General features: G+C 52.2%; 24 protein-coding genes. 12 read left to right on the plus strand and 12 right to left on the minus strand.

All coding sequences use genetic code 11. The features are described 5' to 3' along the window. Positions 1 to 134 precede the first annotated feature (134 nt). From KDW_RS14015 to KDW_RS14025, 3 genes are all read right to left on the minus strand, one after another. Entirely contained in the window at positions 135 to 854 is a 720-nt protein-coding gene (locus KDW_RS14015) for a hypothetical protein (protein ID WP_151756531.1), read from the minus strand. A gap of 220 nt (positions 855 to 1,074) precedes the next feature. Further along, the gene (locus tag KDW_RS14020) at positions 1,075 to 1,782 is read right to left on the minus strand and encodes an anti-sigma factor family protein (protein ID WP_151756532.1); all 708 of its coding nucleotides are present in this window, start codon (positions 1,780 to 1,782) and stop codon (positions 1,075 to 1,077) included. 76 nt (positions 1,783 to 1,858) lie between these two features. Continuing rightward, complete coding sequence (locus KDW_RS14025) at positions 1,859 to 2,485, minus strand: RNA polymerase sigma factor (RefSeq protein ID WP_151756533.1); 627 nt, start codon at positions 2,483 to 2,485, stop codon at positions 1,859 to 1,861. 392 nt (positions 2,486 to 2,877) lie between these two features. On the opposite strand from KDW_RS14025, the gene KDW_RS14030 reads away from it, so the two are divergent. After that, positions 2,878 to 4,002, plus strand: a complete 1,125-nt coding sequence (locus KDW_RS14030) for a citrate synthase (RefSeq protein ID WP_151756534.1) — start codon at positions 2,878 to 2,880, stop codon at positions 4,000 to 4,002. A 33-nt stretch (positions 4,003 to 4,035) separates the two neighbouring features. Here the strand turns inward: KDW_RS14030 and KDW_RS14035 are convergent, their stop codons facing one another. Then, positions 4,036 to 5,952, minus strand: a complete 1,917-nt coding sequence (locus tag KDW_RS14035; RefSeq protein WP_151756535.1) for a protein kinase domain-containing protein — start codon at positions 5,950 to 5,952, stop codon at positions 4,036 to 4,038. Between the two features lie 220 nt (positions 5,953 to 6,172). Between KDW_RS14035 and KDW_RS14040 the strand changes: the two genes are divergently transcribed. Further along, on the plus strand, positions 6,173 to 6,883 hold the full coding sequence (locus tag KDW_RS14040) for a hypothetical protein (protein WP_151756536.1): 711 nt from the start codon (positions 6,173 to 6,175) through the stop codon (positions 6,881 to 6,883). A gap of 74 nt (positions 6,884 to 6,957) precedes the next feature. On the opposite strand, the gene KDW_RS14045 is transcribed toward KDW_RS14040, so the two are convergent. After that, a complete protein-coding gene (locus KDW_RS14045; RefSeq protein ID WP_151756537.1) occupies positions 6,958 to 7,167 on the minus strand; it encodes a TOBE domain-containing protein in 210 nt (69 codons plus the stop codon). 213 nt (positions 7,168 to 7,380) lie between these two features. On the opposite strand from KDW_RS14045, the gene KDW_RS14050 reads away from it, so the two are divergent. Beyond that, a complete protein-coding gene (locus KDW_RS14050; protein ID WP_162005221.1) occupies positions 7,381 to 7,713 on the plus strand; it encodes a hypothetical protein in 333 nt (110 codons plus the stop codon). A 38-nt stretch (positions 7,714 to 7,751) separates the two neighbouring features. Here KDW_RS14050 and KDW_RS14055 read toward each other — a convergent pair whose 3' ends face one another. Together KDW_RS14055 and KDW_RS14060 are read right to left on the minus strand one after the other, a co-directional pair. Beyond that, positions 7,752 to 8,456, minus strand: a complete 705-nt coding sequence (locus KDW_RS14055) for a DinB family protein (protein WP_151756539.1) — start codon at positions 8,454 to 8,456, stop codon at positions 7,752 to 7,754. A gap of 432 nt (positions 8,457 to 8,888) precedes the next feature. Continuing rightward, positions 8,889 to 9,842 (minus strand): aldo/keto reductase, encoded by a 954-nt coding sequence (locus tag KDW_RS14060; protein WP_151756540.1) that lies wholly within the window; start codon positions 9,840 to 9,842, stop codon positions 8,889 to 8,891. A 228-nt stretch (positions 9,843 to 10,070) separates the two neighbouring features. Between KDW_RS14060 and KDW_RS14065 the strand changes: the two genes are divergently transcribed. Continuing rightward, the gene (locus KDW_RS14065; protein ID WP_151756541.1) at positions 10,071 to 11,291 is read left to right on the plus strand and encodes a cysteine desulfurase-like protein; all 1,221 of its coding nucleotides are present in this window, start codon (positions 10,071 to 10,073) and stop codon (positions 11,289 to 11,291) included. Positions 11,292 to 11,457: 166 nt separating this feature from the next. Here KDW_RS14065 and KDW_RS31720 read toward each other — a convergent pair whose 3' ends face one another. From KDW_RS31720 to KDW_RS14085, 4 genes are read right to left on the minus strand one after another with little or no spacing between them, the layout of a single operon-like run. After that, positions 11,458 to 13,260, minus strand: coding sequence for an SHOCT-like domain-containing protein (locus KDW_RS31720; RefSeq protein WP_162005222.1), 1,803 nt, complete (start codon positions 13,258 to 13,260; stop codon positions 11,458 to 11,460). Positions 13,261 to 13,295: 35 nt separating this feature from the next. Next, positions 13,296 to 13,673: an SHOCT-like domain-containing protein gene (locus tag KDW_RS14075; RefSeq protein WP_151756542.1), complete on the minus strand. Its 378-nt coding sequence runs from the start codon at positions 13,671 to 13,673 to the stop codon at positions 13,296 to 13,298. A gap of 2 nt (positions 13,674 to 13,675) precedes the next feature. Further along, a complete protein-coding gene (locus KDW_RS14080; RefSeq protein WP_151756543.1) occupies positions 13,676 to 14,035 on the minus strand; it encodes a DUF2089 domain-containing protein in 360 nt (119 codons plus the stop codon). A 22-nt stretch (positions 14,036 to 14,057) separates the two neighbouring features. After that, positions 14,058 to 14,300 (minus strand): hypothetical protein, encoded by a 243-nt coding sequence (locus KDW_RS14085; protein ID WP_151756544.1) that lies wholly within the window; start codon positions 14,298 to 14,300, stop codon positions 14,058 to 14,060. Between the two features lie 218 nt (positions 14,301 to 14,518). On the opposite strand from KDW_RS14085, the gene KDW_RS31725 reads away from it, so the two are divergent. The 8 genes from KDW_RS31725 (at position 14,519) to KDW_RS14120 (ending at position 21,550) form a co-directional block, all read left to right on the plus strand. Then, complete coding sequence (locus KDW_RS31725) at positions 14,519 to 14,659, plus strand: hypothetical protein (protein ID WP_162005223.1); 141 nt, start codon at positions 14,519 to 14,521, stop codon at positions 14,657 to 14,659. Positions 14,660 to 14,867: 208 nt separating this feature from the next. Further along, positions 14,868 to 15,452, plus strand: a complete 585-nt coding sequence (locus tag KDW_RS14090) for an RNA polymerase sigma factor (protein WP_151756545.1) — start codon at positions 14,868 to 14,870, stop codon at positions 15,450 to 15,452. After that, on the plus strand, positions 15,436 to 17,565 hold the full coding sequence (locus tag KDW_RS14095; protein WP_151756546.1) for an ABC transporter substrate-binding protein: 2,130 nt from the start codon (positions 15,436 to 15,438) through the stop codon (positions 17,563 to 17,565). Before KDW_RS14090 ends, KDW_RS14095 begins: the two co-directional genes overlap by 17 nt. Before the next feature lie 337 nt (positions 17,566 to 17,902). Continuing rightward, positions 17,903 to 18,883 carry an ABC transporter ATP-binding protein gene (locus KDW_RS14100; RefSeq protein ID WP_198925263.1) on the plus strand — a complete coding sequence of 327 codons (981 nt, stop codon included), beginning with the start codon at positions 17,903 to 17,905 and terminating at the stop codon, positions 18,881 to 18,883. After that, positions 18,883 to 19,587 (plus strand): ABC transporter ATP-binding protein, encoded by a 705-nt coding sequence (locus KDW_RS14105; protein ID WP_151756547.1) that lies wholly within the window; start codon positions 18,883 to 18,885, stop codon positions 19,585 to 19,587. Before KDW_RS14100 ends, KDW_RS14105 begins: the two co-directional genes overlap by 1 nt. Positions 19,588 to 19,679: 92 nt before the next feature. Continuing rightward, positions 19,680 to 20,177, plus strand: coding sequence for a GNAT family N-acetyltransferase (locus KDW_RS14110; RefSeq protein WP_151756548.1), 498 nt, complete (start codon positions 19,680 to 19,682; stop codon positions 20,175 to 20,177). Between the two features lie 37 nt (positions 20,178 to 20,214). Then, complete coding sequence (locus KDW_RS14115; protein ID WP_162005224.1) at positions 20,215 to 20,742, plus strand: GNAT family N-acetyltransferase; 528 nt, start codon at positions 20,215 to 20,217, stop codon at positions 20,740 to 20,742. Between the two features lie 37 nt (positions 20,743 to 20,779). Further along, a complete protein-coding gene (locus KDW_RS14120; protein WP_151756550.1) occupies positions 20,780 to 21,550 on the plus strand; it encodes a hypothetical protein in 771 nt (256 codons plus the stop codon). 169 nt (positions 21,551 to 21,719) lie between these two features. Here the strand turns inward: KDW_RS14120 and KDW_RS14125 are convergent, their stop codons facing one another. Further along, complete coding sequence (locus KDW_RS14125) at positions 21,720 to 22,814, minus strand: Gfo/Idh/MocA family oxidoreductase (protein WP_151756551.1); 1,095 nt, start codon at positions 22,812 to 22,814, stop codon at positions 21,720 to 21,722. Positions 22,815 to 23,058: the final 244 nt, after the last annotated feature.

Below are 23,058 nucleotides of genomic sequence, written 5' to 3' on the forward strand. Positions count from 1 at the left end.
ATTTTTCCCATCGTAGCCGTAGCGGCAGCTCTTGTGGCTGCGACCAGTACATGTATAAGCAAGCATCGCCAGTATGGGTATCATGCACGCTTGAGGTTTCATATGTGTACGGGTCGCAGGCTCAAGAGCTGCCGCTACGTGCGGGGGCGGCGACTGGCCAGGATGACGCCGAGGAAGAGTATGATCCAACCCAGGGCCATGATCAGCCAGAAGATGTTATCGAGTCCGAGTACGCGGGCCAGGGTGCCGGCGGCTGCATTCAGGATGGCGCCAATAAAGATAAATACGTTGGCCCAGAGGATCGTACTGGTACGGTTTCCACCCATGCTGGCCTGTTTGCGCAGAAGTTTCCAACCGGATAGCAAGGCCACACCCGCAACTGCCACCACTCCCAGCGTATTGAGTACGATGGTCATCACCAGCCAGGGACCCGGAAGTAGTGTGCCGGTGCCGGGTGTACCAGCAATATGAGCAAGCCGGTGCATATCAACCGTGGCATCCAGGACAAAGATCGCCGAGATCACACTCAGCAGCATCAGAAAGCCCACACAGACCCGTGTGAAGCGTGGCTTACTTACCAGCGCAATACTGCCCAATCCCAGCCAGGAAGGCATAATCGTGCCTCCTAGAGCATAATAGAGGCGAAAGAAATAGACACCAGGTCCTGAGGTGGGTCCGGTTAGTAACATAACCATATATGCAAGCGTGGCGATAAATGCCATACAGAGCGCAATCGACCAGTAAAGCTGATAGTTACGCCGCCGACCAATATATTGCCGGAGAATCATCCATGCAAATATTCCGGTGACCAGAACATTGATCAATGGTGGTAGAAGTAATAATATTGTATTCAAGATCTGCTCCCGTGTGTTCAATAGACAGAATATAGCATAAATTATTGTCTTCGACAGCAGCAAAATCGGGCTGGTAGAGACTACTCAGGGCAACAAAAATGGCATCCCAACCGGGACGCCATTCGTTCAGGCTACATACAGACACATTATTCGCGCTGGTACCTTTGTTTTAACAGGAAAATGCCCAGCGCACCCAGGATAAGCAGGATAATCCCCAGATCTAGCCGAACAGTACTATTACGTAGATCAAAAAAGGAAAATGCCGCAGGTGCATTAACCGATTTTGTTGGCGAAGCTGGCTGCATAGTTGCAGGGGGGTAGGCGCAGGTTTGGCATTGGGCGCTACCCCAGAAACTCTTGTGGGGACTGGCCTGGTGCCACTCGCATGGATGGGTCCAGGTTGTGGCGTCTTTGCGGCGCCATTTTGATTATTGCCTGGTTGAGCCTGGCTAGAACTACTGGTACCCGAAGCGGCGCTATTAGTAAAGGCCAGATGTGGCAGGGAGAGAGTACTGAGCACGGATGAAAGCATAAAACAGATGCCGACAACCGCCACCAGACCGCTCACCATGCGTAAAGCTCCCTGCAATGGACGTGATTGCCTGGATGCGCGCCTGGCTTGCAGACGTGCTCGTCCGGCCGCCAGTGGAATTGGGAGCGGAGCTTCCTGCTCTCTTTCTGGCGTAGTGGCTGGCTCGATATCCTCGGCAGAGATGTTTGCAGGCAAGGCGAACGAGCGCGGCAAAGTAGGTGGAGGCAAGGTTTGTAATAGCCGTACCATTTGTCGCAACTCGGCAAACTCTGACTGACACTGTTCGCAGGTCTGCAGGTGTGCACGATAGGTGTCAGCCTGTTCTCCCTCGGAGACCTGGTCATCGAGCAATGCCGAGAGCTGTTCAGTTGTCAAATGCCGATCAAGTTGTGACACGCGTACACTCCATCATCTTATTGAAGGGCAATCGTGCCCGCGAAGTAATAACGTTCACGATTGTTTGATAGTATTCTTAGGTCAGACGATAATTACGTGGTAAAAGTTCCTGATGTTGCTGCAAATACGTACGCATTCGGGCGCGTCCCCGCGAAAGGCGTGAGCGGACCGTACCGAGGTTGGTCTCCATAGCCTGTGCGACCTCTTCATAGGAAAGGCCCTGGATATCGTAGAGAACAACCGCCGTGCGTTGTTCCAGGGGAAGTTCTCTCAGGCCACGTTGAATGATTTCCTGGAGTTCCATGGTCAGCATCGCTTCCTCGGGATTCCCTTCGGGACCGGTCAGGATCAGTGTCTCAAGCGCACTAAAATTACGAGGTTCCTCCTCGTTGGTCAGCATGTCAAGCGAGGACGTGGGATGGCGTTGAACGCGACGCCAATGATCGCAGGCCTGATTAGAGCCGATACGCAGGAGCCAGGCGCGAAAGGAAGAGCCACCTCGATAGGAGCGAATGGCCTTGAAGGCAGCGATAAATGCATCCTGTGTCACATCCGCTGCGGTATCGCTGTCGCCAAGCATACGGAAGACAGTACCATACATTATCTGTTGATACTGTTGGATAAGCTGATTAAATGCTTCGACATCTCCATGCTGGCTACGGGCGATGAGCTTTTCCTCTTCGTCGCGCGCGAGCTTGTCCATATATGGCCTCACTTATTGCTATTTGCGCTAGTGTACCATATTTTACGTGTTACGGCTATAATCCTGATAAATATGCCTCTATTTTACAGGAGTAGCAAACTATGAAAAAGCAATCGTGAACGCCGCTTACTCGCGGCTAGCTGCGCTCACACGATTGAACAGCAGGCCATACGCTCGAAACGAATTTTGGAGCAAAGCTCAGGGTCGTTAGCTAGCTGACATGACATGCTTCAAGGGGGTACGGTATAATAGCAACGAACGACCAGCAATGAATAACACATGTGTGCTTCACTGTGGAAGTGCAATATGGAGCCTCTTTTTTTATCTGTACGAACTGAGGCTGTGTTCATTCTAACAGTATTGAAGCTGCTATCTCCCATGGAGGATCTTCTATGCCGACCACTACAGATGGCCTTGAGGACATCGTAGCAACCCATTCTCGGATCTGCGATCTGGATGGCAAACTGGGTAAGTTGACGTATTATGGCGTCGATATCCACGACCTGGCCCAAAATTCTTCCTTTGAAGAAACTGCCTATCTTTTGTGGAATGGTGTTTTGCCAACCCGAGCTCAATTGGATGAGCTAAAGTTGCGTTTGCAGGCCCACCGTGTTCTCCCCGAACAAATTCTTGAGCTAATGCATCTGCTCCCAAAAACCACGACGCCCATGGATGTGCTGCGGACTTCAGTCTCGGCACTCTCTGCCTTTGATGGCAACCTGACTGATACGTCGCCCGAGGCCAATCATCGCCGCGCTGAGCGCCTGACGGCCGTGATGCCCACAATTGTGGCGGGCTGGGAACAGATCCGCCATGGGCGTGCGCCGATCACACCTCTGACGGATCATGATCACGCAACAAACTTTCTGTATATGCTGACCGGTAAGATGCCGGATAGTTATACCGCTCATGTATTGGATGTAGCGCTGATCCTGCATGCCGACCATGAACTGAACGCCTCGACCTTCGCGGCCCGCGTTACCGCGGCCACCCTGGCTGATATGTACGCAGCGATCGTCTCGGCGGTCGGCACATTATCAGGACCTCTCCATGGCGGTGCGAACGAGCAGGTAATTCGGATGTTACTGCGCATTGGCGAACTCGACAAGGCTGAGACCTATATCAAAGAGGCCCTGGCCCGCAAAGACCGTATCATGGGCTTTGGTCATCGCGTCTATCGGACCGAGGATCCACGCGCCAATTATCTGCGTGAGATTTCGCGGGAACTGGGGAAGCGTACCGGGGATAGTACCTGGTTTGATATTTCAGAGGTGGTAGCGCGGGTCGTCAAAGAGCAGAAGGGCCTGTACTCCAACGTCGATTTCTATTCGGCGTCCGTCTACTACATGATCGGTATGCCCATCGACCTGGACACACCTATTTTCGCTTGTAGCCGTGTCTCCGGCTGGACCGCCCATGTGCTGGAGCAATATGCCCACAATCGGCTTATCCGCCCACGTGCCGAGTATGAAGGTCCAAAAAATACGCCATATGTAGCTGTGGATCAACGCGGCTAATACATCCGCAAGAAAAGATGAGAGGTGCACTGCCTATGGAAGTAGGCGCTGCACCTCTTGTTTCATTTCCTGGTAGTTGCGGTAGCGCAGGTTGGCGTCTTCGCTGAGTGCACGACTAAGGATGCGTTCCAGGGCCGGCGAGACGTTGGGATTGAGGAGCCGGACGGGTGGATAGGCTGGATAATGTGGGGGCGCGACATTACTGAGCGCGTGATGCATGCTGGCGGCCAGCGCATAGATACACGTGCGCTGATCATAAACTCTGTCCTGAATAGGCAGGTATGGTGAAATCGCGAGCTTGCGGGTGGTACGGCGGCCGCGCTGGTGGCGTTGAGGATCTTTGGGTGGTGGTGGCGGTGGGATCTGGAATCCTGTCAGAAAGACACGGTTGCGCTGGACCTCGATCAGGATATTGGCAGGCGAGATATCATAGTGGCGGATGATTGGTTTTTGTTGTTCCAGGGTAATCAAGATATTCAGCAGGCTATTCAGATAACTGATAGCTTCCTGTTCTGGTAAAGGGCGCAGGAGCTTTTCGATACGTTCAGCCAGACTCTCGCTGTCGATATAATTCAAGACCGCATAATAATGTCTGCCCTCCGCAAAGCGATCCAGTATTCTGGGCAGCAAGGGATGGCGCAGGCGAGCCAGCGGAGCGGTGGCTTGATCATAGTAGGCAACATCGTGGGCACGCTGTGTGAGCGGACTATCAGTGCATTCCCAGCGCTTCAAAATCACGCGCTGGCCATTGTTTCGGCTATCCACGGCGACAGCGGTCATAATCCCGGTCTCCTCGGTCTGTCTGAGGAGGCGAGTGAGGGTATAGCGTCCCTGGCGAATAGTGGTGCCGATCAAGGGACTGCTAGAGAGTTTGAGTGAAGGAAGCGTGAGTCGACCGCATTTAGAGCAACAACGTTGTCCAAAGCGTACCGGTGCATCACAGTATTGACAGTAGCGATCATCATAGTCCGCACCACAATGGGTACAGCGGCGTGCCCCGGTACGGTTCTGCTGACCACAGCGCTGACAGACATAGCGCTGCTGGGCAACCGTCACGGCCTGTGTATAATGATCCGCGAATTCAATGATGCTGGGATAGCGCTGACGATAATCCTTGGCCAGGGCGCGCTGCAAAACGGCCCAGACCTCGACCGGAATGCGTGGATTCCATTGCTGTGGCGACGGCGGTGGCTCCTTTATATGAGCCTTCCACGTATCCTCTAACTGACGATACACAAAAGGTGGACGACCACTCAAAAGCTCATAGCAGCAAACCGCCAGTGCATATTGATCCGAATCGCGTCGTGGTGCCCCCTGCCACTGTTCAGGCGGCATATAGGCCGCGGTCCCTGTGATCTCTCCCAGTGAGGCATGTGTCTGCATCCCAAGATAATAGGCCGTACCGAAGTCCGCCAGCAAGATCTGACCATTGCGCCCGATCAAGAGGTTACCCGGCTTGATATCCTGATGGACCAGGCCATTTTCATGGACATAGCGCAAGGCATCCGCTATTTGTTGCACATATGGCACCAACTCCTCCGCAAACGTCTGACGCCGGCTCCCATCGGGACGGCGAAAAAGATTATTGATAGTCTGCGGAGCATATTCCATCACAAAATATGGCTGACCACTCCCAGCAATCTGCCCAAAGTTATAGATTGGCAAAATATTAGGATGCTGCATCGTCGCGATCCGCCGGGCCTCCTGAAAAAAGCTGGCTTGCGCTTTCGAGGTAAATTGATCTCTGCGCAGGACCTTTAAAGCCAGGATACGGCTGAGTGGATTAGGCTCACGAACTTTATATACGTAGCCATAGCTACCGGCACCAATAAAGTCCATAACCTCATACATACCGATCTGTGCACCCTGCACCAGGAAATCACAAAAATGACACCCTACCGTGCCATTGGGATTGTCATGTGTGCTATGTGGATTAAGACAGCGGGCCAAGTCGTTTATCCTACCCCTTCTGCATAGAATGAGTTGCGCCGAGAAAAAGAGTCAACCTCTCACAGTCATATACGTCCAGCGCGGGCCCGGGTTACGCTTTCCTCGCAACGCAGTATATTTTCACTAGTGTATAGAGTGCCACGGTGAGCGGCTTTTCAGCGTATCACAAGTGTGAATATGTCCATCCTATCTTAATGGTAACAGGAAAAGAGGTAGTGTGATGATTGACCATAACGATGAGAATTACGTCAGTAATGCCACCGATGCCGATAATCAGGGACAACTGGTGCGTATCGGTGCAGAGGCCGTCTATCTGAACGGCATTTTACAGATTCCCCGGGATGCCCGTGGCTTAATTATCCTGGCCCACGGAATAGAAGATCCTGAACAGCATCCCCATCAGAATGTGCTTGTTCTGGCCTCAGCGTTTCGAGAACACGGTCTGGCCACATTACAAGTAGATCTCTTCTCCAGCGACGAAATAGCCCTGGATGAGCGCACCGACTTTTTCCGCCAGAACATCGAGATCATGCAGCAGCGGCTGGTTGGGACCGCCGAATGGTTCCTGGAGAATCCTTCGACCGAGAATCTTTCAATCGGGTACTTTGGCATCAACGAAGTCGGGGCTGCCGCCATCGCTGCTGCGGCCGCACGACCAGATATTGCCGCTGCCGTGGTCGCGGTCGGCAACGTTGGCGACCTGGCCAACCAGTACGTGGCTCGTGATCTGGCTCCCACACTCTTGCTGGCAGCGGAAGGTGATAGCGTCACCGTCAGCAACCATACGCAACTACTGGACCAGTTGACAGGCGAGAAGAAAAGCGAAGTGGTCGCCGGCACAGCCAATCTATTCGAAAACGAGCATACCTTCAGCGAAGTCACCCGCCTCGTTGGTGGCTGGTTTTCCCACTGGCTGGTCCCAATCGTCTAAGCGCAGACAAATAGAGGCACCCAACGGTTTCATCAGTTGGATGCCTCTAAAACGCAGATCATGTCTAGGAAACATTATCCCTTGCCCAGCATGACCTCAGTAGATTTGATAATGGCAACGATCGGATCGCCGCTTTTCAACTGTAACGACTCCGCTGAAGTGCGCGTGATTGCTGAGACAATCTCCTGACCGTCTGCCAGTGCCACCACCACCTCCGCCATCACACTTCCCAACTTCACTGATTGCACAGTCCCCTTAAGCTGATTTCGGGCACTAATTTGCATACAATACTCCTCATCTAACCGCAATTTCCAGGCATCTATGGCATCAAAATAACCATTCTCTTCTGATTGTACGAAATCCTTCTAAAAGAACGTGGGACGGTCGTAGCCTTCATGGTTAATAATTTTCACTTAAGCACTTTTGTGGTTGCAAAAGCTGTTGTGAAAAAAAGCAGCGGATCGTCCGTCGAGTGGGCGCCACACGCGGAGGCCGGCATGCGGCGTGATGGTGGAGCGAGGGGCTCAAAGAGCAGCGCATGCCTGTGGCGCCTACACCGAGACGGATTATGGTTCGCGATCCTCTCCGAGAAGGTACGGGTAGGATCCACGCGCTCTCCCACCACGTTGCTGCGCGAGCAGGCAACGGCACACACGATCCCTGTAGGCGCCACAGCACCCACGATCCCTGTAGGCGCCACAGCACTGCGCGTCGTGCTTGCACGCTGGCCTGCGCAAACGCAGCAGTGCGGCCTCCGCGTGTGGCGCCCGCTCCACGTACACCTTGCTTGCTGGTCACGTCCAACCATCTCTCAACGTCTCGCTACGTGAAAAGTATTAGCCTTCATGGTTGCCGCTACACCCTCCTCTTAATTGGAATAAAGCAAGGTCAGATCTGGATCGGTTTGTGCGAACTCTCCCATCTCAGGATAGAGCGCGAGTGCCTGTTGCAATACTGGTTTGGCTTGTTCCAGTTGGTCATGGGTAGCATAAAAGCAGGCCAGATTATACAGCATATAGCCCTTCAATGTATCGGGGACATTGGCCTCGATCACTCGATTAGCCCAGACTTCATAGGTGGTCAGTGCACCTGTAAGATCGTGGCGATCGAGCAGATAATAGCCCAGGTGAATCTGGGTATGCTCATAACAATTTCCCATGAATGCGGTGTACAGCGGCATGCCATCATGCAGCCAATCGAAGCGCCCGAAGGTGGTCAGATCTTCATCGGTAAGTTGTTCTGCGAGCGTTATCAGCCTGGTATAGACACGATCAGACTCAGCAAGGATATCAGGCCAGAGTCGATAGCGATTCTCCTCGAAAACAATAGGATTGATCTGCTCAAAGTCTTCAGATGCTGGCTGTGTTTCCTGGCGCAGAAGTGCCTCCAACTTGAGAACGAGGCGCTGACGCCAGTAGGTCAGATGGGACACATGATCTTTCGCGGACCAGTAGTCAGGCTTACCAATGATCGTCAGTTCAGCAGGTGGCAATTGCTGAAAAAAAGCATTTTGTTCTTTTTGTGCTTGATGGAGTAGATTGATTAGTATGGGTTTGAAGGCATGTTGAGTCATGGATATTCTTCCTTGCTTCTTGTGATCAAACAACAGGACATAGTCGTCCCTTCAAAGACAAATGGGAAATTTTGAGTTGAGGAATGCACATGGAGGTGAGGAAGGCTACGTGTGTGTGGCTCGTATCCTCTAAAAGAAGCGCGGAAGTTGTGATGTGTTGCTAAAAGCCTGATATCACTAGTTGTATCAGCAAATCAGCAGAAGGCGCTTCTAACCTGTGAGTGCAATACCTCGTTGAAAAAATTTGCATCATCGTCATGTTATACACCTCCTTTCATTAATGAAGATCTATGTAACACCGCAAGCATAGCAGAATACGTATTTATTTACAATAGTTTTCCTTCGTATAGAGTTGGCCATTTATCTGATGATTAGAGATAAAAAAGGTCCCTACACGTTTATGTGTAGAGACCTTGTGGTGTATAAGTTATTTTAGGGGTGCTCAGCAAGGAAGTTGTTGATCTGCTCGAGTTCGACGTCGCTGAGGCGGAACTCGGCGGCCATGATCATCTCTTCTATCTGTTCCGAACTGCGTGAACCGACAATGGCAGCAGTGACGCCAGGATTTTTAAGGGTCCAGGCGACTGCGACGACACCAGCGGTGATGTTGTGTGGGAACGCGATTTCAGAAAGCAGGTTTGCCAGTTCGAGGTTACGCGAGAGGCGTGGCTCCTGATATTCGGTATCCCGTTTGCGCCAGTCATCCTGAGGCATTTTCTCGATGCGCTCTTTGCTCATGCGACCGGTCAGCAGTCCGGATGCCATCGGCGAATAGACAATGACGCCGATATCTTTTTTCTCACAATAAGGGAGAATTTCCTTGTCTGCATCCGGATGGATCAAGGAATATGGCGGCTGCAGTGTCTCAACCGGAGCGATCTTCTCAGCGCGTTTCAATTGCTCGACATTGAAGTTCGAGACACCGATATGACGGACTTTGCCCTCTTTTTTCAGTTTGGCCATGGCTTCCCAGCCCTCTTCGATATCTGGATCGGGGTTAGGCCAGTGCATCTGATACAGATCAATAGCTTCAACGCCCAGACGTTTTAAGCTGGCTTCACATTCGCGGCGAATCGAGTCTGCCTTCAGTACACTGTTGACTTTACGCTTATCATCCCAGACCAGCGAACATTTGGTGAAGACATAGGGTTTCTCACGGCCCTTGATGGCCTTCCCAACAATCTCCTCAGAGTGACCAAGACCATAGACAGCCGCTGTATCGATCCAGTTGATACCCAATTCGAGACCACGTTTGATGGTCGCGATAGATTTCGTATCATCCTGGCTGCCCCACCCAAATTCCCAGTTACCGCCACCGATAGCCCAGGCTCCGATACCGACCGGGGTGATTTCCATATCTGTTTTGCCGAATTGGCGCGTATGCATGCTAGATCCTTTCGTCTATCTCAATGGTAAGTGTTTGTATGTTTCTTGTTACACGTATCACTCAGCATTCAAGTGACACTATTCAGCATTTTTGTGGTCCCTATCTGTAGTATAACGCTGGAAGCGATTTATTGGGCGCACCGGAGGAGGGCGGGTTGGTTGGGTGGTACAATGGGTGAGTTGTGGTGTTTTTTCAGGGTATTGGATGATCCATGGAGGGATTTTTTTATGTTGAAGATAGATGCAGTTCGGGCTCATTTTCCAGGATTGGCCAGTGGCGCGGCGTTTTTTGATAATCCGGGGGGGACGCAGGTGGCGCAGGAGGTGATCACGCGGATGCAAGATTATTTTGTGCACTCGAATGCGAACCATGGTGGGACTTTTCGGACGAGTCAAAAGTCGGATGCGGTAGTGTTAGATGCGCGTCAGGCTGTGGCTGCTTTCTTGCATACGGCCCGACCAGAGGAGATTATTTTTGGACAGAATATGACGAGCCTGACATTCCATATCAGTCGCAGTATCGCTCGTCTGCTAGAGCCTGGCGATGAGATTGTGGTGACGCGCCTGGATCATGATGCGAATATTGCGCCATGGGTGTGGATCGCGGAAGATCGAGGCTGTCAGGTGCGTTGGGTGGATTTTCGGTCCGAGGATTGCACACTGGATATGCAGGCCTTCGAAGAGGCGATTACCGCTCGCACCAAACTGGTCGCGATTGGCTATGCTTCAAATGCGGTTGGGACGATCAATGATGTGCGCCAGGTGGTGCAACTGGCTCATCGGGTTGGCGCGCTCTGCTTTGTGGATGCGGTCCAGTATGCGCCGCACAAGCTGATCGATGTACAGGAATTAGATTGTGATCTGTTGGCCTGCTCCGCCTATAAGTTCTTTGGACCACATACAGGTATTCTCTATGGCAAATATGAACTGCTGGAGCGTCTGACGGCGTATAAAGTGCGTCCATCGGGTCAGCATACACCAGATAAGTTTGAGACTGGCACACAGAGCTATGAGTCGATTGCGGGTGTGCTGGGGGCTATGGAATATCTGGCTGGACTGGGTACTGCCGAGGGCGAGAAATTGGAGCGCCGGGAGGCGTTAAAGCGTGGTATGCAGGCGCTTGAAGCATATGAAGAAGAGCTGAGCCTGGCTTTGCTGGCAGGATTGCAATCGGTACCAGGACTAAAGGTGCTGGGGATTACAGATGTTGAGCGCATCGGTTGGCGGGTCCCAACGTTCTCATTTACGCTGGAAGGTTGGAAACCCCTGGTGGTAGCGCAACGCCTGGCTGCTGAAGATATCTATGTCTGGAGCGGTGATTTCTATGCCGTGGAAGCGATTGCACGCCTGGGACTTGAGGATCAAGGCGGAATCGTGCGCGTTGGTCTGGCCCACTATAATACGCTGCAAGAAATCGAAAAGTTGATCGCAGTGCTCAAGCAGCTATAGGCTACTATCACAATACACAAAACAGGGATGGGTTGATATGCAGTCCATCCCTGTTTGCTGTTTAGCAAGCTGCAGAGCGTTTAACTACCTAAGGCTTTCTCACCAGACCTTTATGGGATTGTATATATACTATAAGTAGGGTGAGAGGGCCACTACGAGCATGTTTTCACGATCCGCTTTGAGGATACTGTAATAATGCTTCAAGGAGCATATCGCCCTCTTCTGGAGAGATGCGTCCTTCGGCGATCATGCGCAGGATAGCTTCGCGTTCCTGTTCGATATCGACTGGTGTTGTTGCGCTGGCGGGTTCGGTTGGCGCTACGGGCACCTCTGGCTGAGCACGCTCAGTTTGCGCCTGGGTTGGCTTTTCATGGGCTGGATATGCTGCATAAGGATCAGCAGGTGTTGGTGGCATGGGAGGCTTCGGTGGCACTGGTCCGCCTGCCGGCTTTGGTGGCACCGGTGGTGTGGGTGGTTGAGGTGCATTCATGTTGCGCAGTGCCTGCTCCACCGCTTCCATAGCTCCCATAATACCCTCCGAGGCTGCCCGTTCGGCCTGCTCCACAATGCGATTGATGCGCTCAGGATCCATACTCCATTCGCGATCACGCACGCGGAAATTGAAGCGTGCCGCTCTATCCTGCTGACGGCGGGCGCGTTCCTCTGCCTTCTGACGTTGTTTCTCAGCGCGCTCGGTGTTTCTTTGCTGTACTTTTGAGGTGAATTCGCTGGTAATCGCGGCACTGATCTCGGCTCCCAGGTCTCGTCCCAGTGTACCCATATCCCGACCCAGGGTCGCCATCTCATTCGCGAAATCGCCCCAACGGGCGGGATCGTTGCTACTACTGCTCTCCGGGGCTGCATCACCTTTTAAGTGCAGATCGCCGCCGATTGCCAGATCCAGACGGGCGGCACCCTCACCATAGACGAGCGTGGCGCGATTGCCCATTTTACTGGAGACCAATGAGCGGCCCGTGATATCCCCACCGACCGAGGCCTGGATCGTCAGGTTGGGGTGTTCTGGTAGCACTATGAGGGCGTCGCTCCCCGTGCGAATAAATGAGAGACCATTGCCCGGCGCGAAATCGGCCTGCAGATGGAGATCAGAACCGATCGTGCCCAGATTGATCGAGCCATGAACTCCCTGTAAAGAGGCATCGGAACCGATCGTGCCCCCATGGACTGATCCTTTGATATCCTGCAAGATAGCATCGGAACCGATCGTGCCCAGTTGGACATCGCCACCAATCGTGATGAGCCTGGCATCACTGCCAACACTACCCAGTGTGACATTGCCACTGACCCCACGAATCTCTACATCTGAGCCGATATTGCCTGCTACAACCTGCGCCACATCTTTAATTTCCAGATCGTGACCGATATTGCCCAGTGTGATCTCAGCCTGTGGACTATCGGCGATCTGGCACCCATTACCAACATTGTTCACAGACAGGCTGGCAACTTCCCGGGCGGCCAGATCATTACCCACACTCCCAATGACGGCCTTCTCAATATTCTTGAGGTTAAGATCGCTCTCCACGGATTCCAGTTCCGCCAGACCAATGGCTGACAGAGATACATCTCCCTCGATGCGGCGTCGCGTCTTGAGTGTGCCAATATTTTTGCCTACCAGATCGCCATGGAGTTCCTCAAGGGTTACCTGGCCCTGAATATCCTGTAGATGGAGATCATCATGAATACGTTGGGCCTGCACCTCTTGTACCTGCTCAATACTGACATGATCGTTGATTTCCGAGAGATAGACGCTGGTTTCATAAGGAACCTTGATTGTCAGGCGATCCTGGGAGTTCTGGATGGTGATGTTCTGATTCTCAGGATCACTCAGGGAAAACTCGCTATCGGTCTCAATCTCGATGCTCGGCTGATCCCAGCCACTTATATTGAGCTCATCATTGATATTTCTCAGGGTAAGGGATTGAATATTTTCGGCAGAGATTGTTTTTTTCATAGCTTTTTTATTTCTCCTCGTGGAAGATAGCATGGTTATTCAACAAAGACTTCCAGACGCTCGCCTTGCTCCAGGTCCTGTATATCCAGGAGTCGTCCGGTGGCGCCTTTTTCGATCGAGTGTAAAACATCCTCGATCAAGCGCGGATTAAGCTGGGGAAGGAGATAGCCGCCCAGACGAGCACTTGTGCGTAACAATTGCACTGGCATACTGGCAATGATGTTTTTGCGCTGCTGCTGAGGGCGCAGACTGGTCGCCCGTATGCGCAGGGTACGCTCACGCACTGGTTCTGGTAGTCTGGTCAGTTCGGTTTCCAGGGCGTCTAACAATTGCGCGGCCTCTGTGGCACTGACCTGGCCGGCCTCCACCAGAAAAAGGATGCGGTCGCGTTCATCTTTTGAGAGCGCCATCATGGTTAGCCTTTCAACAATTTCATGGCTTCTTCAACGCTAATCTCTTTAGCGGCCAATTTATCCAGGACCACACGCCGATCGACCCGACCATCAAATTCCGGTGTGCCACCCAGTGCTGTCACAATATCATCCAGGCGGCTACGGGCCGTGTTATAGGCCACATTCATCTCGGCCGCCAGCTTCTGAATATTGCCACGATACTTGACCAGCAACTCCACGAAATCCAATTGCTCACGGGTCAGGCGACCGACCCAGCCCAGACTGAAGCGTCCTTCAATCGTAATGCCGCTGGCGGGACACTCCAGACGGGTGACAATTAATTCCTCTCCGCTTACAGGATCTCTGGTAATCAATGGATGCATAGAGCACTTCCTCCTTGTGTGTTTACGCGTGTAAATGGCCGGACTTCTGACACTGAAAAGCCGGGATGTTGGATTTATGTTGATCCAATTGCTCCAACTGTTTTCCCAGGCTGACCAGGGAACGCCCAACATTACTCAACAGGTGTTGAACCACTGTGGGGCCAGCAAGATTGGCGGCGAGCTGATGATGTTCTATCTCCTGGCGGATCAATTTATCTCGCTGCTCATGTTGGACATTGAGCAATTGCAACTGAGTATTAGACATAGTTTTGACCTCCTCATCTTTACTGGCCTGGCACTGCAGACTTGAATGGTGATATTTACTATTTTCCTGGCGCTTTTTGTATCATGTGAGTAAGGATAGCATATAAAAAAGAAAAAATCAATGGTTTTATGGAGAATATTTTTATCTGATTGGAGATATTTACCTTTTGGTGAGCGATTTTTTCACATGGGTTTGTTGAGAATCGCCAGGAGAGGGATATGTTCATACGCGAAATAGGTCGCAGCGACAAGCGCCAATATGTTTCGTTGAAGCGCTTTTGTGGCGCCCTCTCCACGTACACCGTGCTTGCTGGTCACGTCGAACCATCTCTCAACGTCTCGCTAACCGAAAAGTATTAGCGACAAGCGCTGCCGGTACGAGAGAGTTTGGATTTGGATGTTTAAATATGGAGGTGGAGAGCGTCATTATACATTAGTGCCCTTTTCAATGATGCTTGCGAATAAAGGGAGTGCGCACTGTGATGGGACTTTGTTTGGAGACCGAGAGGGCAGATGAAGTCCGGACAGGCCAACTCACTATTATGCATAGAGTGAAGGGAGTCCGGCTATGTATCGGCAGATTCCTGAGGATATTTCTCTAGATTGGTTGGTGAGGGAGGCACGTGATGGGAATCAGCAAGCGGCAGATCGATTATTCGATATGTTTTATCGGAAGATGTGCCATTTTTTTCTGCGTGAGTTGCATATAGGTATTGAGACAGCAGAGGAACTTGTCCAGGATACATTTGAGAAGGCCTGGCGCAAGTTGTCAACGTTACAGGATTGTCTGCGTTTTGAGGCATGGCTGTACAGGATTGCACGCAATGTGGCCTGTGATCATGGTCGCAAATTGAAGCGCAGGCAACCGCCGACTTCCATTGATCAGGATTTTGATCTGGCCGACAGTTCACCGCAGGTAGAGAGTCAGGTGCTGGCAGAGATGCATATTCTCGAGATGTGGTATGCAATGCCTGTCAAGCAGCGTGAATGTCTCTATCTGTTCTACATGGATAATATGACCATGGAAGAGGTAGCGGTCCGGTTACACCTGGGAGCTGATACTGTGAAAGCGTATATTAGTAAGGCCCGCGTTAAGTTACGCGAAGGGCTCTATTCGTCAGAGGAGGAGCTAAGCAATGTCAAGTCAAAATGATGCAGGGCATGATCCGATTGAGGATGTGTTCATGCACGTCACGTGTGATCGGTGGGCTGAAAAGCTTGCGGTGACACGTGTTGAGCACCTCTCTGAAGATGAGCGTCATGCGTTTGATAGCCATGTTCAGTCCTGTTCGCGTTGTCAGGAACTGGCTGAGCAATATGAGGTAGTCGATACGTATTTTTATCGCCTCTTACTTAATGAACGTCCGTCTACGACCCGTAAGGCGCCACCATTGCTAGTGAGTAGAAGAAGTAAAGGGCAGGCTCATCATATCTGGGACCTGTTCCAGCGTACTGTGGGACAGCGCATGGTGGCATTTCAGCATTCACTGTCCCTGTTGCTCCAGGGCTCTGGCCTGATATTGCTGCTTATTATGCTGGGGGCTGTATTTTTTCAGGTTGAGGTAGACAGAAACCGTATCACGCCAGTTGCGCTGGTGACCCTCTTGCTGGCGTTCACGTTGATCCTGCTGGGTTTCTTGAATGATTCATTGTTGCGGAAGGCGTTTTTGCAGCGTTCATCACGGCAGCAGAATACACTGGCCTGGCGTGAATTTTCTCTACCATTGCCTGCTGTGACTGGTGAGATGCAAGAAGGTGCGAGCCTCGCTGGTACGCGGCGGCGTGGACGCCAGCGTTTGTTGTGGGACAAATGGACCTGGGGTGTGGCCCTCTGCCTGCTGTTGATTATTGGTGCGGTCTCACTGGGTTGGCTCTGGCCGTTGACCATGCCAACGCATAAGATGAGCGACGATGCCAGTGGAGCCCCTGTGGGTATCAGCGTCGATGGGAGACTGGTTTTTGATACCAATCGCCAGGATGGAGACCTGAAGCGGCAGGCCGCGAGTAAGATCCAGGAGGGCGACATCGATGGGGCCAGAGAGTTGTGGAAACAGGCACTGACACTGGATAGTAATGATGCCGAGTTGTTGATCTATCGTGAGAATCAGCTTGCCAGGGATTCTTTGCAGCCGTATTTTACGCTGGTAGTGGGCACGGTCTTTGCCCAGCAGCATATCGGTGGTGCCAGAGATCTTTTGCAGGGGGCATATGTAGCGCAGGAAGAATACAATGCCCAGGCCCGTCAAAATCATGGTATGCTTTTGCGCCTGATGATTGCCGCCGCTGATTATGACTCGACCAGTCCAACGACCATCGCCACCGAAGTCGTGCAGGCCGCACAAAAAGACCACACCATCATTGGCGTCATGGGCTGGTCCACTAGCAGGAGTGCCGTCTCATCGCTGCAAGAACTGACCAATGCTCACTTGCCGATGGTGTCGCCAACGGCCTCCAGTGATGTCCTGACAGGAAGCTCGCCCTACTTTTTCCGGGTTGCGCCGCCTGACACCCAGCAGGCTACGCTGGCGGCTCGCTATGCTCAAGATGTGCTGCACGCCAAACGCGTCGTCCTCATGAGTGATCCGGATGATGCTTATAGTGATAGTCTGGCCCAGGCCTTTATGCAGCACTATCAAGATAGCACGCATAAACTGGCCCATGAACCCTTTTCTTATACGAAAGGTGACCTGAGCACTGTTGAACGCCAGATGAATGATATTCTGGCTCAGAAACCCGACCTGATCTATTTTGCAGGCTATGTCAATGAGGCCAGCGTTTTGCTCAAGCGTTTGCCCGCGTGTAAGGTAAACTGCCTGACCGTTCTGGGTGGAGACGCACTCTACGTACAGGGGGATTATTCACTGGAAGCCTTTAAGAACTATGGGCGCTTGCGCTTTACCGCTTTTGCGTTCCAGGCCCGTTCGCAGGCGGCCCATCCACAATTCTTTACCAGCTATGGCAGAGCATTTGATCCCCAGGGTCAATATCGGGCCGGCACCTATGGTTATAACGCTACCGACGCCGACATCATCCTGGGCTACGATGCCACGCTGGTCCTGATTCGAGCCAGCCAGCAATTACAGGCGCAGGGTCAGCAGCATCTCACTGGCCAGGAATTGCAGCAAGTCCTGCGAACCATATCGGTCCAGGGTGTGAGTGGAAATATTCATTTTGATGCTGGCGGCAATCCGATCGCCAAAGATATCGTTATCCTCCAAGGGAGAGAAGATGGCACGACCGTGATTGATCATTCGCTAGATCACTAATTTTTCTGCTTAAATGACACGATAGGTATGCAGTCGCTTTAAGATTGATTGCATACCTATCGTGTTCTTTTTATAATTCTGGGATAAAGAGAGCGAACATTAGTATGGAGAGAAAATCAGCTATAAGGACGTAAATTATACTATAGACAGTAGCGCGTAAAATAAAGAAAATGCCTTGTGAAAAACATTGTGGTATTTCTATGCATTATTGCCATACTCTTAAAAAGCAATCGTGAACGCCGCTCACACGCGGCTAGCTGCGCTCACACGATTGAAAGGCATGAGACGCTAATTTTTTTTATTCAAAAATAGTTTTGGTGATACAAAGGAGGCTGGTGTGCCCGAACCTATTGTTCTATGTGATAACCTCGTGAAAATATATAAGGTTGCGGATCTGGAGGTGGTGGCTTTACAGGGGCTTGATTTAGAGGTGACTGCTGGCGAAGTCCTGGCGATTGTGGGGGCTTCAGGTTCAGGAAAAAGCACCCTGTTAAATATTTTGAGTGGACTGGATGTACCGAGCGCTGGCAGTTGTCTGGTTGACGGCAATGATTTGACGCGCCTGACCCAGGCGCAACGCATCAATTATCGCCGACACGTGGTAGGCCAGATCTGGCAGCAGAGTGGACGCAATCTTTTGCCAGAGTTGAGTGCCCAGGCGAATGTGGAACTACCACAGATGCTGAGTGGAATTGGCTCTTCCCGGCGCTCCAAACGGGCGCGTGAACTGCTGGAACTGGTCGGATTGGCTGGTAAAGAAGCGAAGAAGCCAGGCCAACTTTCCGGTGGTGAGCAGCAGCGTACCGCGATCGCTGTGGCCCTCTCCAATGATCCTAAAGTTCTGCTGGCCGATGAGCCGACGGGTGAACTGGATTCAGTGACGGCAGGCGAGATCTTTGATCTGTTCCGCCGTCTAAATAGTGAACTGGGCCTGACCATTATTACGGTGACGCACGATGCGACGATTGCGGCCGCCGTGGACCGTACCATCGCCATTCGCGATGGTCGCACCAGTACGGAGACAATCAGGCGTGAGACGATGTTGGAGACTGTCGAGGCACATATGCCGGCCGCCAGCGCGGTCATTGGTCTCTCCTCAAAGACGCATCGAGAATCAATTCTTATCGATAGAGCTGGGCGACTCCAGTTGCCCAAAGAAGCCATCGAGACGCTACCGTTTAATGGTCGTGCCGAAGTACGCATTATCGGCGATCACGTTGAGCTCTGGCCGATTCTGGATCAGGTTAATGGTAATGGCAATGGTGTCTCGCCCGCAGAGGCTGGCGCGAATAGACAGAATGGGAAGGAACAGCGATAATGGATTCCACAATTGCGACCGAGACGATTGTGCAGGCGAGCGGGCTGACGCGGGATTATCCTGCGGGCGGCGGCGTAGTACATGCATTACGTGGTATCGATTTGGTGATCAAGCCGGGCGAGTTTGTGGCCTTACGTGGCCGCTCAGGTTCTGGTAAGACCACACTGCTCAATATTTTGATTGGACTGGACAGCCCGACCAGCGGCAGTGTGCATATTCTGGACAAAGATCTTTTGAAGATGGGTGAGACCGAGCGGGCACGCCTGCGCCGTGAAAGTATCGGTATGATGTTCCAGAACGCCCACCTTTTTCCTTCCCTGACCGCCCTGGAGAACGTCGAGATACCGCTGCGGCTCTCTAAATTGCCCTCGGCTCAGCGCAATAAGCAGGCTATCGAGGCCCTTGAGAAGGTCGGACTGGGGAAGCGCGCTAAACACAGGGGGATGGAGCTTTCCGGGGGTGAGCAGCAACGCGTCGCCCTGGCTCGGGCGCTGGTCCATAAGCCGCGTTTCATGGTCGCCGACGAACCCACCGGCAACCTGGACTCATTGACCGGGCGCGACATCACGCAACTGCTGCGCGACCTCTCACACGAAGAAAACATCGGACTGCTGATCGCCACCCATGATCCTGTCGTCTTTAATACCGCCGACCGACTCGTACAGATCCAGGATGGTCTATTATCCGAAGGAACAATCGAATAGACATAGCCGCAAGGATTGAAGCTATCTATACAATGATGGGGCGGGAATATATACTGGTGAAGACGTGTAAATGTTCAGAAGGACACTGCCTTATGACTTCCAGTGAATGTTCAACTGTGATTGTACGGCCAGTAAGGGCTGATGAGAAAGAGCGTGTAGTCCAATTTATCATTGAGCACTGGGGATCGCCAGTGGTAGTTGGTCATGGCGTAGTTTATGAGCCTGCTCAGTTGCCAGCATTGGTGGCGATAGAGGATGGAGAGTGGATTGGCTTTCTTTCTTATCATATACAGGATAGTGCATGTGAAATTGTGAGTATTGATAGTGTTCATGGCGGGCGCGGTGTTGGAAGTGCCTTGATTGAAGCGGCCAAATTGGTGGCTCGACAGGCTGGATGTCGACGGTTATGGTTAATCACCACTAATGATAATCTGCATGCTTTGCGTTTTTATCAGAAGCGAAACTTCTCATTAGTAGCTGTCCATTGTAATGCGGTGATGGAGGCGCGCAAAATAAAACCGCAGATTCCTTTGTTAGGAAATGATGATATACCGTTACGTGATGAAATCGAACTGGAGATGCCACTGTAGCCTGTGCTCGGGCATGGTAGTGAGAGGATTGATGATTTTGTTTTTAACTGATCCAACGGTCCGCTATAAGGAGAGTTTCCTGGAGGGGTTGCGAGAATTTCAGACTGAGGGGAGCTTTCTACAAGAGGATGTGCGTCAACTCTCTACGCAATTTGATGAATATGTACGACGGCTCACGGCTCACTACCAGCGCTCTTCATTTCCGCCTGATTATGTGCCGGCAACACGCTACTGGCTGATTGATGTGGATGGACAGGGACAGGAAGTGTATGTGGGGAATCTGACGGTGCGACATGAGTTGAATGCCTTGCTGTTGAAGGTAGGTGGGCATATCGGCTATCAGATTCGTCCCACGTGGCGGTGTAAGGGTTATGGCAAGCAGATTCTTCATCTGGGATTACAAAAAGCTTTGGAATTAGGTATTAGCAGGGCACTGGTGACATGTGCTGAAACCAATATTGCTTCTAAAAAAGTGATTGAATATAATGGCGGACAGTTTGAAAATGCTATCTTTATTGAAGGCTCTAGCATTAAGACGTTGCGCTATTGGATCGATATTGCTTAATAACGATAGTGGTTTCGCTATGGAAAGGTGTGGACACGTGTTTGATGTATCTCCCCTGATCCCGGAGGCGCAGTCGGTAGCTCGGGCAGCGGCCGAAGTCTATTGGAAGCATCTACAGTCCGCCTGTATCGGCATCCTGGTGCATGGTTCGGCCTTGAAGGGTGGGATGATCCCTGGCTGTAGCGATCTGGATTTTCAATTGTATGTGCGACCAGAGGCACTAACGGAGCATGGACAGTTGCCATTTGAGCTGAGTATGGCGATCCAGCGCGATCTGGCGCAACTGGATCCAGCGCCGTTCCAATATATCCAGGCATATGTAAAGGCTTCACGTGAAACGCTGGTCGAGGGATTGGTGGGGCCAATTCCTGGCGCCTATCATTTACTCTATGGACGCCTGGCAGTACCGGAGGCGACGGCTGAACAGCTTATTGAGGGCTCAAAGCATACGCTTGAGCGTATCCCACAGGTAATTGCCAGACTCTCAGGTGACCTACTACAGCACGGTGGGGGTAGACTGGAGCGTAACGTGCGTTTTATCTGTACCGATGTCTGGCCGATCCTCTTTAGCGTCCTTACCCTGCAATCCGGACAGGCTATCGAGATCTGGCGACTCTCCAAAACATCGGCCCTCAATCTCTTGCCCCTGCATACCCCTATGGGGAGCGAGATCCAACGCTTTTACCAGTGTGTGAATAGCTACTATGGCGGTGAGGCTACGCTAGAGGCTGCGCTGGCTGTCTTTGAGCATGGCGTAGCTTTTTTGCGGGCGGTGGAACAATGGTATGAGGGGTATCGTTCAATGTAGATTCGACCCCTGGATGGCGTTGGCGAAAGCTACAATAGATGTAAGAACGGTAGGTTCGGCCCTTGCGGCCGATTGGTTCCCTTCACGCCAACTCCTCCGAGGGGAGATGGACGTGGGCCGAGAAATCGGGGGCAAGCCCCGAACCTACAGGGTTGTGTTTATTTGGGCGTTAGAGGGTGATGGTACGGTTTTCGCGGGCGCTGGTCTGGGCGGCTTCGATGACGCGGATGACTTCGATGACGGATCTGGGATCGACGGGAACTTTGGTGCCGCGGGTGATGGCGTCGCGGACCTGGGCGTAGAAATTCTCATAGGCTCCTGGCTCGGTTTCGATGGGTCCGTCGAGGTGGATGCCGCCTTCTGTGATGTCGGTGGAGATGTGGCCCCAGAGTTCGCGGAGCTCGGTACCCCAGCCTGGTTGTCCTGGCTGTTTTCCGGCTCGGAGCGCGTCTTCCTGAGGATCGAGGCCCCATTTTTCATAAGTACCACGGAGACCACTGATGCGCATGCGCTGACCTGAGATCCTGGCTACCTGGCTCATCCAGAGATGGGCGCTAATGCCGCTAGGGAAGTGTAGGGCGACAAAACTATCATCATCGACCTGCGCACCCGGTCGCCGCTGTGCCATCTCGGCATAGACACGCTCGGGCTTGCCAAAGAGATAGAGCGCCTGATCGATCAGGTGACTGCCCAGATCATAGAGTTGACCGCCAGCCAGTTTAGGGTCGGCCGATTCGCGCCAGGCACCCTGTTTTGGCGCAGGCCGGTAGCGCTCAAAGCGTGACTCAAAGCGGGTCAGGGGTCCCAGTAGTCGGGCTCCCAGGATCTTCTGGACGGTCAGGAAATCATTATCCCAGCGGCGATTTTGAAATATAGTGAGCAGTTTGCCTGTTTCCTGACTGGCCGCCAGTAGTTGTTCTGCGTCGGCCACGGTGGCTGCCATCGGCTTATCTACTACCACCGGGAGACCAGCCTGCATGGCGGCAATACCCAGCGAGACATGGGTGTCATTTGAGGTGGCTACAATCGCCAGATCATAGTTCTGGGCATCCTGCCAGAGTTCTTCGACTGTGCCCAGGATGCGGGCTTCGGGATAACGCTTGCGCGCGCTCTGCTGGCGTTCTGTATTACTGGTCACGATCGCCGCGACCTCCATACCCGGTGTCGCATCTACCAGAGGGGCATGAAAGACTGATCCTGCCAGGCCATAGCCAATAATTGCGGCTCGCACTTGTGCCTTTTTATGGGATTCCTGCGTGGACATAGTATACTCCTTCATTATTGACTCACTGTACTGTATTGTTTTGCTCTCATAGTAACACGAAAAGCAGACGTCCTGTTTAGTAAGGCGCAGGCTGGCGTGAATGGGTAATATCAGCGTGTCATTGTGTAGTAATGGTCGAGGATGATGTATAATAGTAAATACATAATGACTATTTTTCTGTAGATCGACAGCCAGACAGCTCTTCTCGGTTCGCATTAGTAATTATAAACGGGAAGGCCATGCC

The organism is Dictyobacter vulcani (assembly GCF_008974265.1).
Taxonomy (GTDB): Bacteria; Chloroflexota; Ktedonobacteria; order Ktedonobacterales; family Ktedonobacteraceae; genus Dictyobacter; species Dictyobacter vulcani.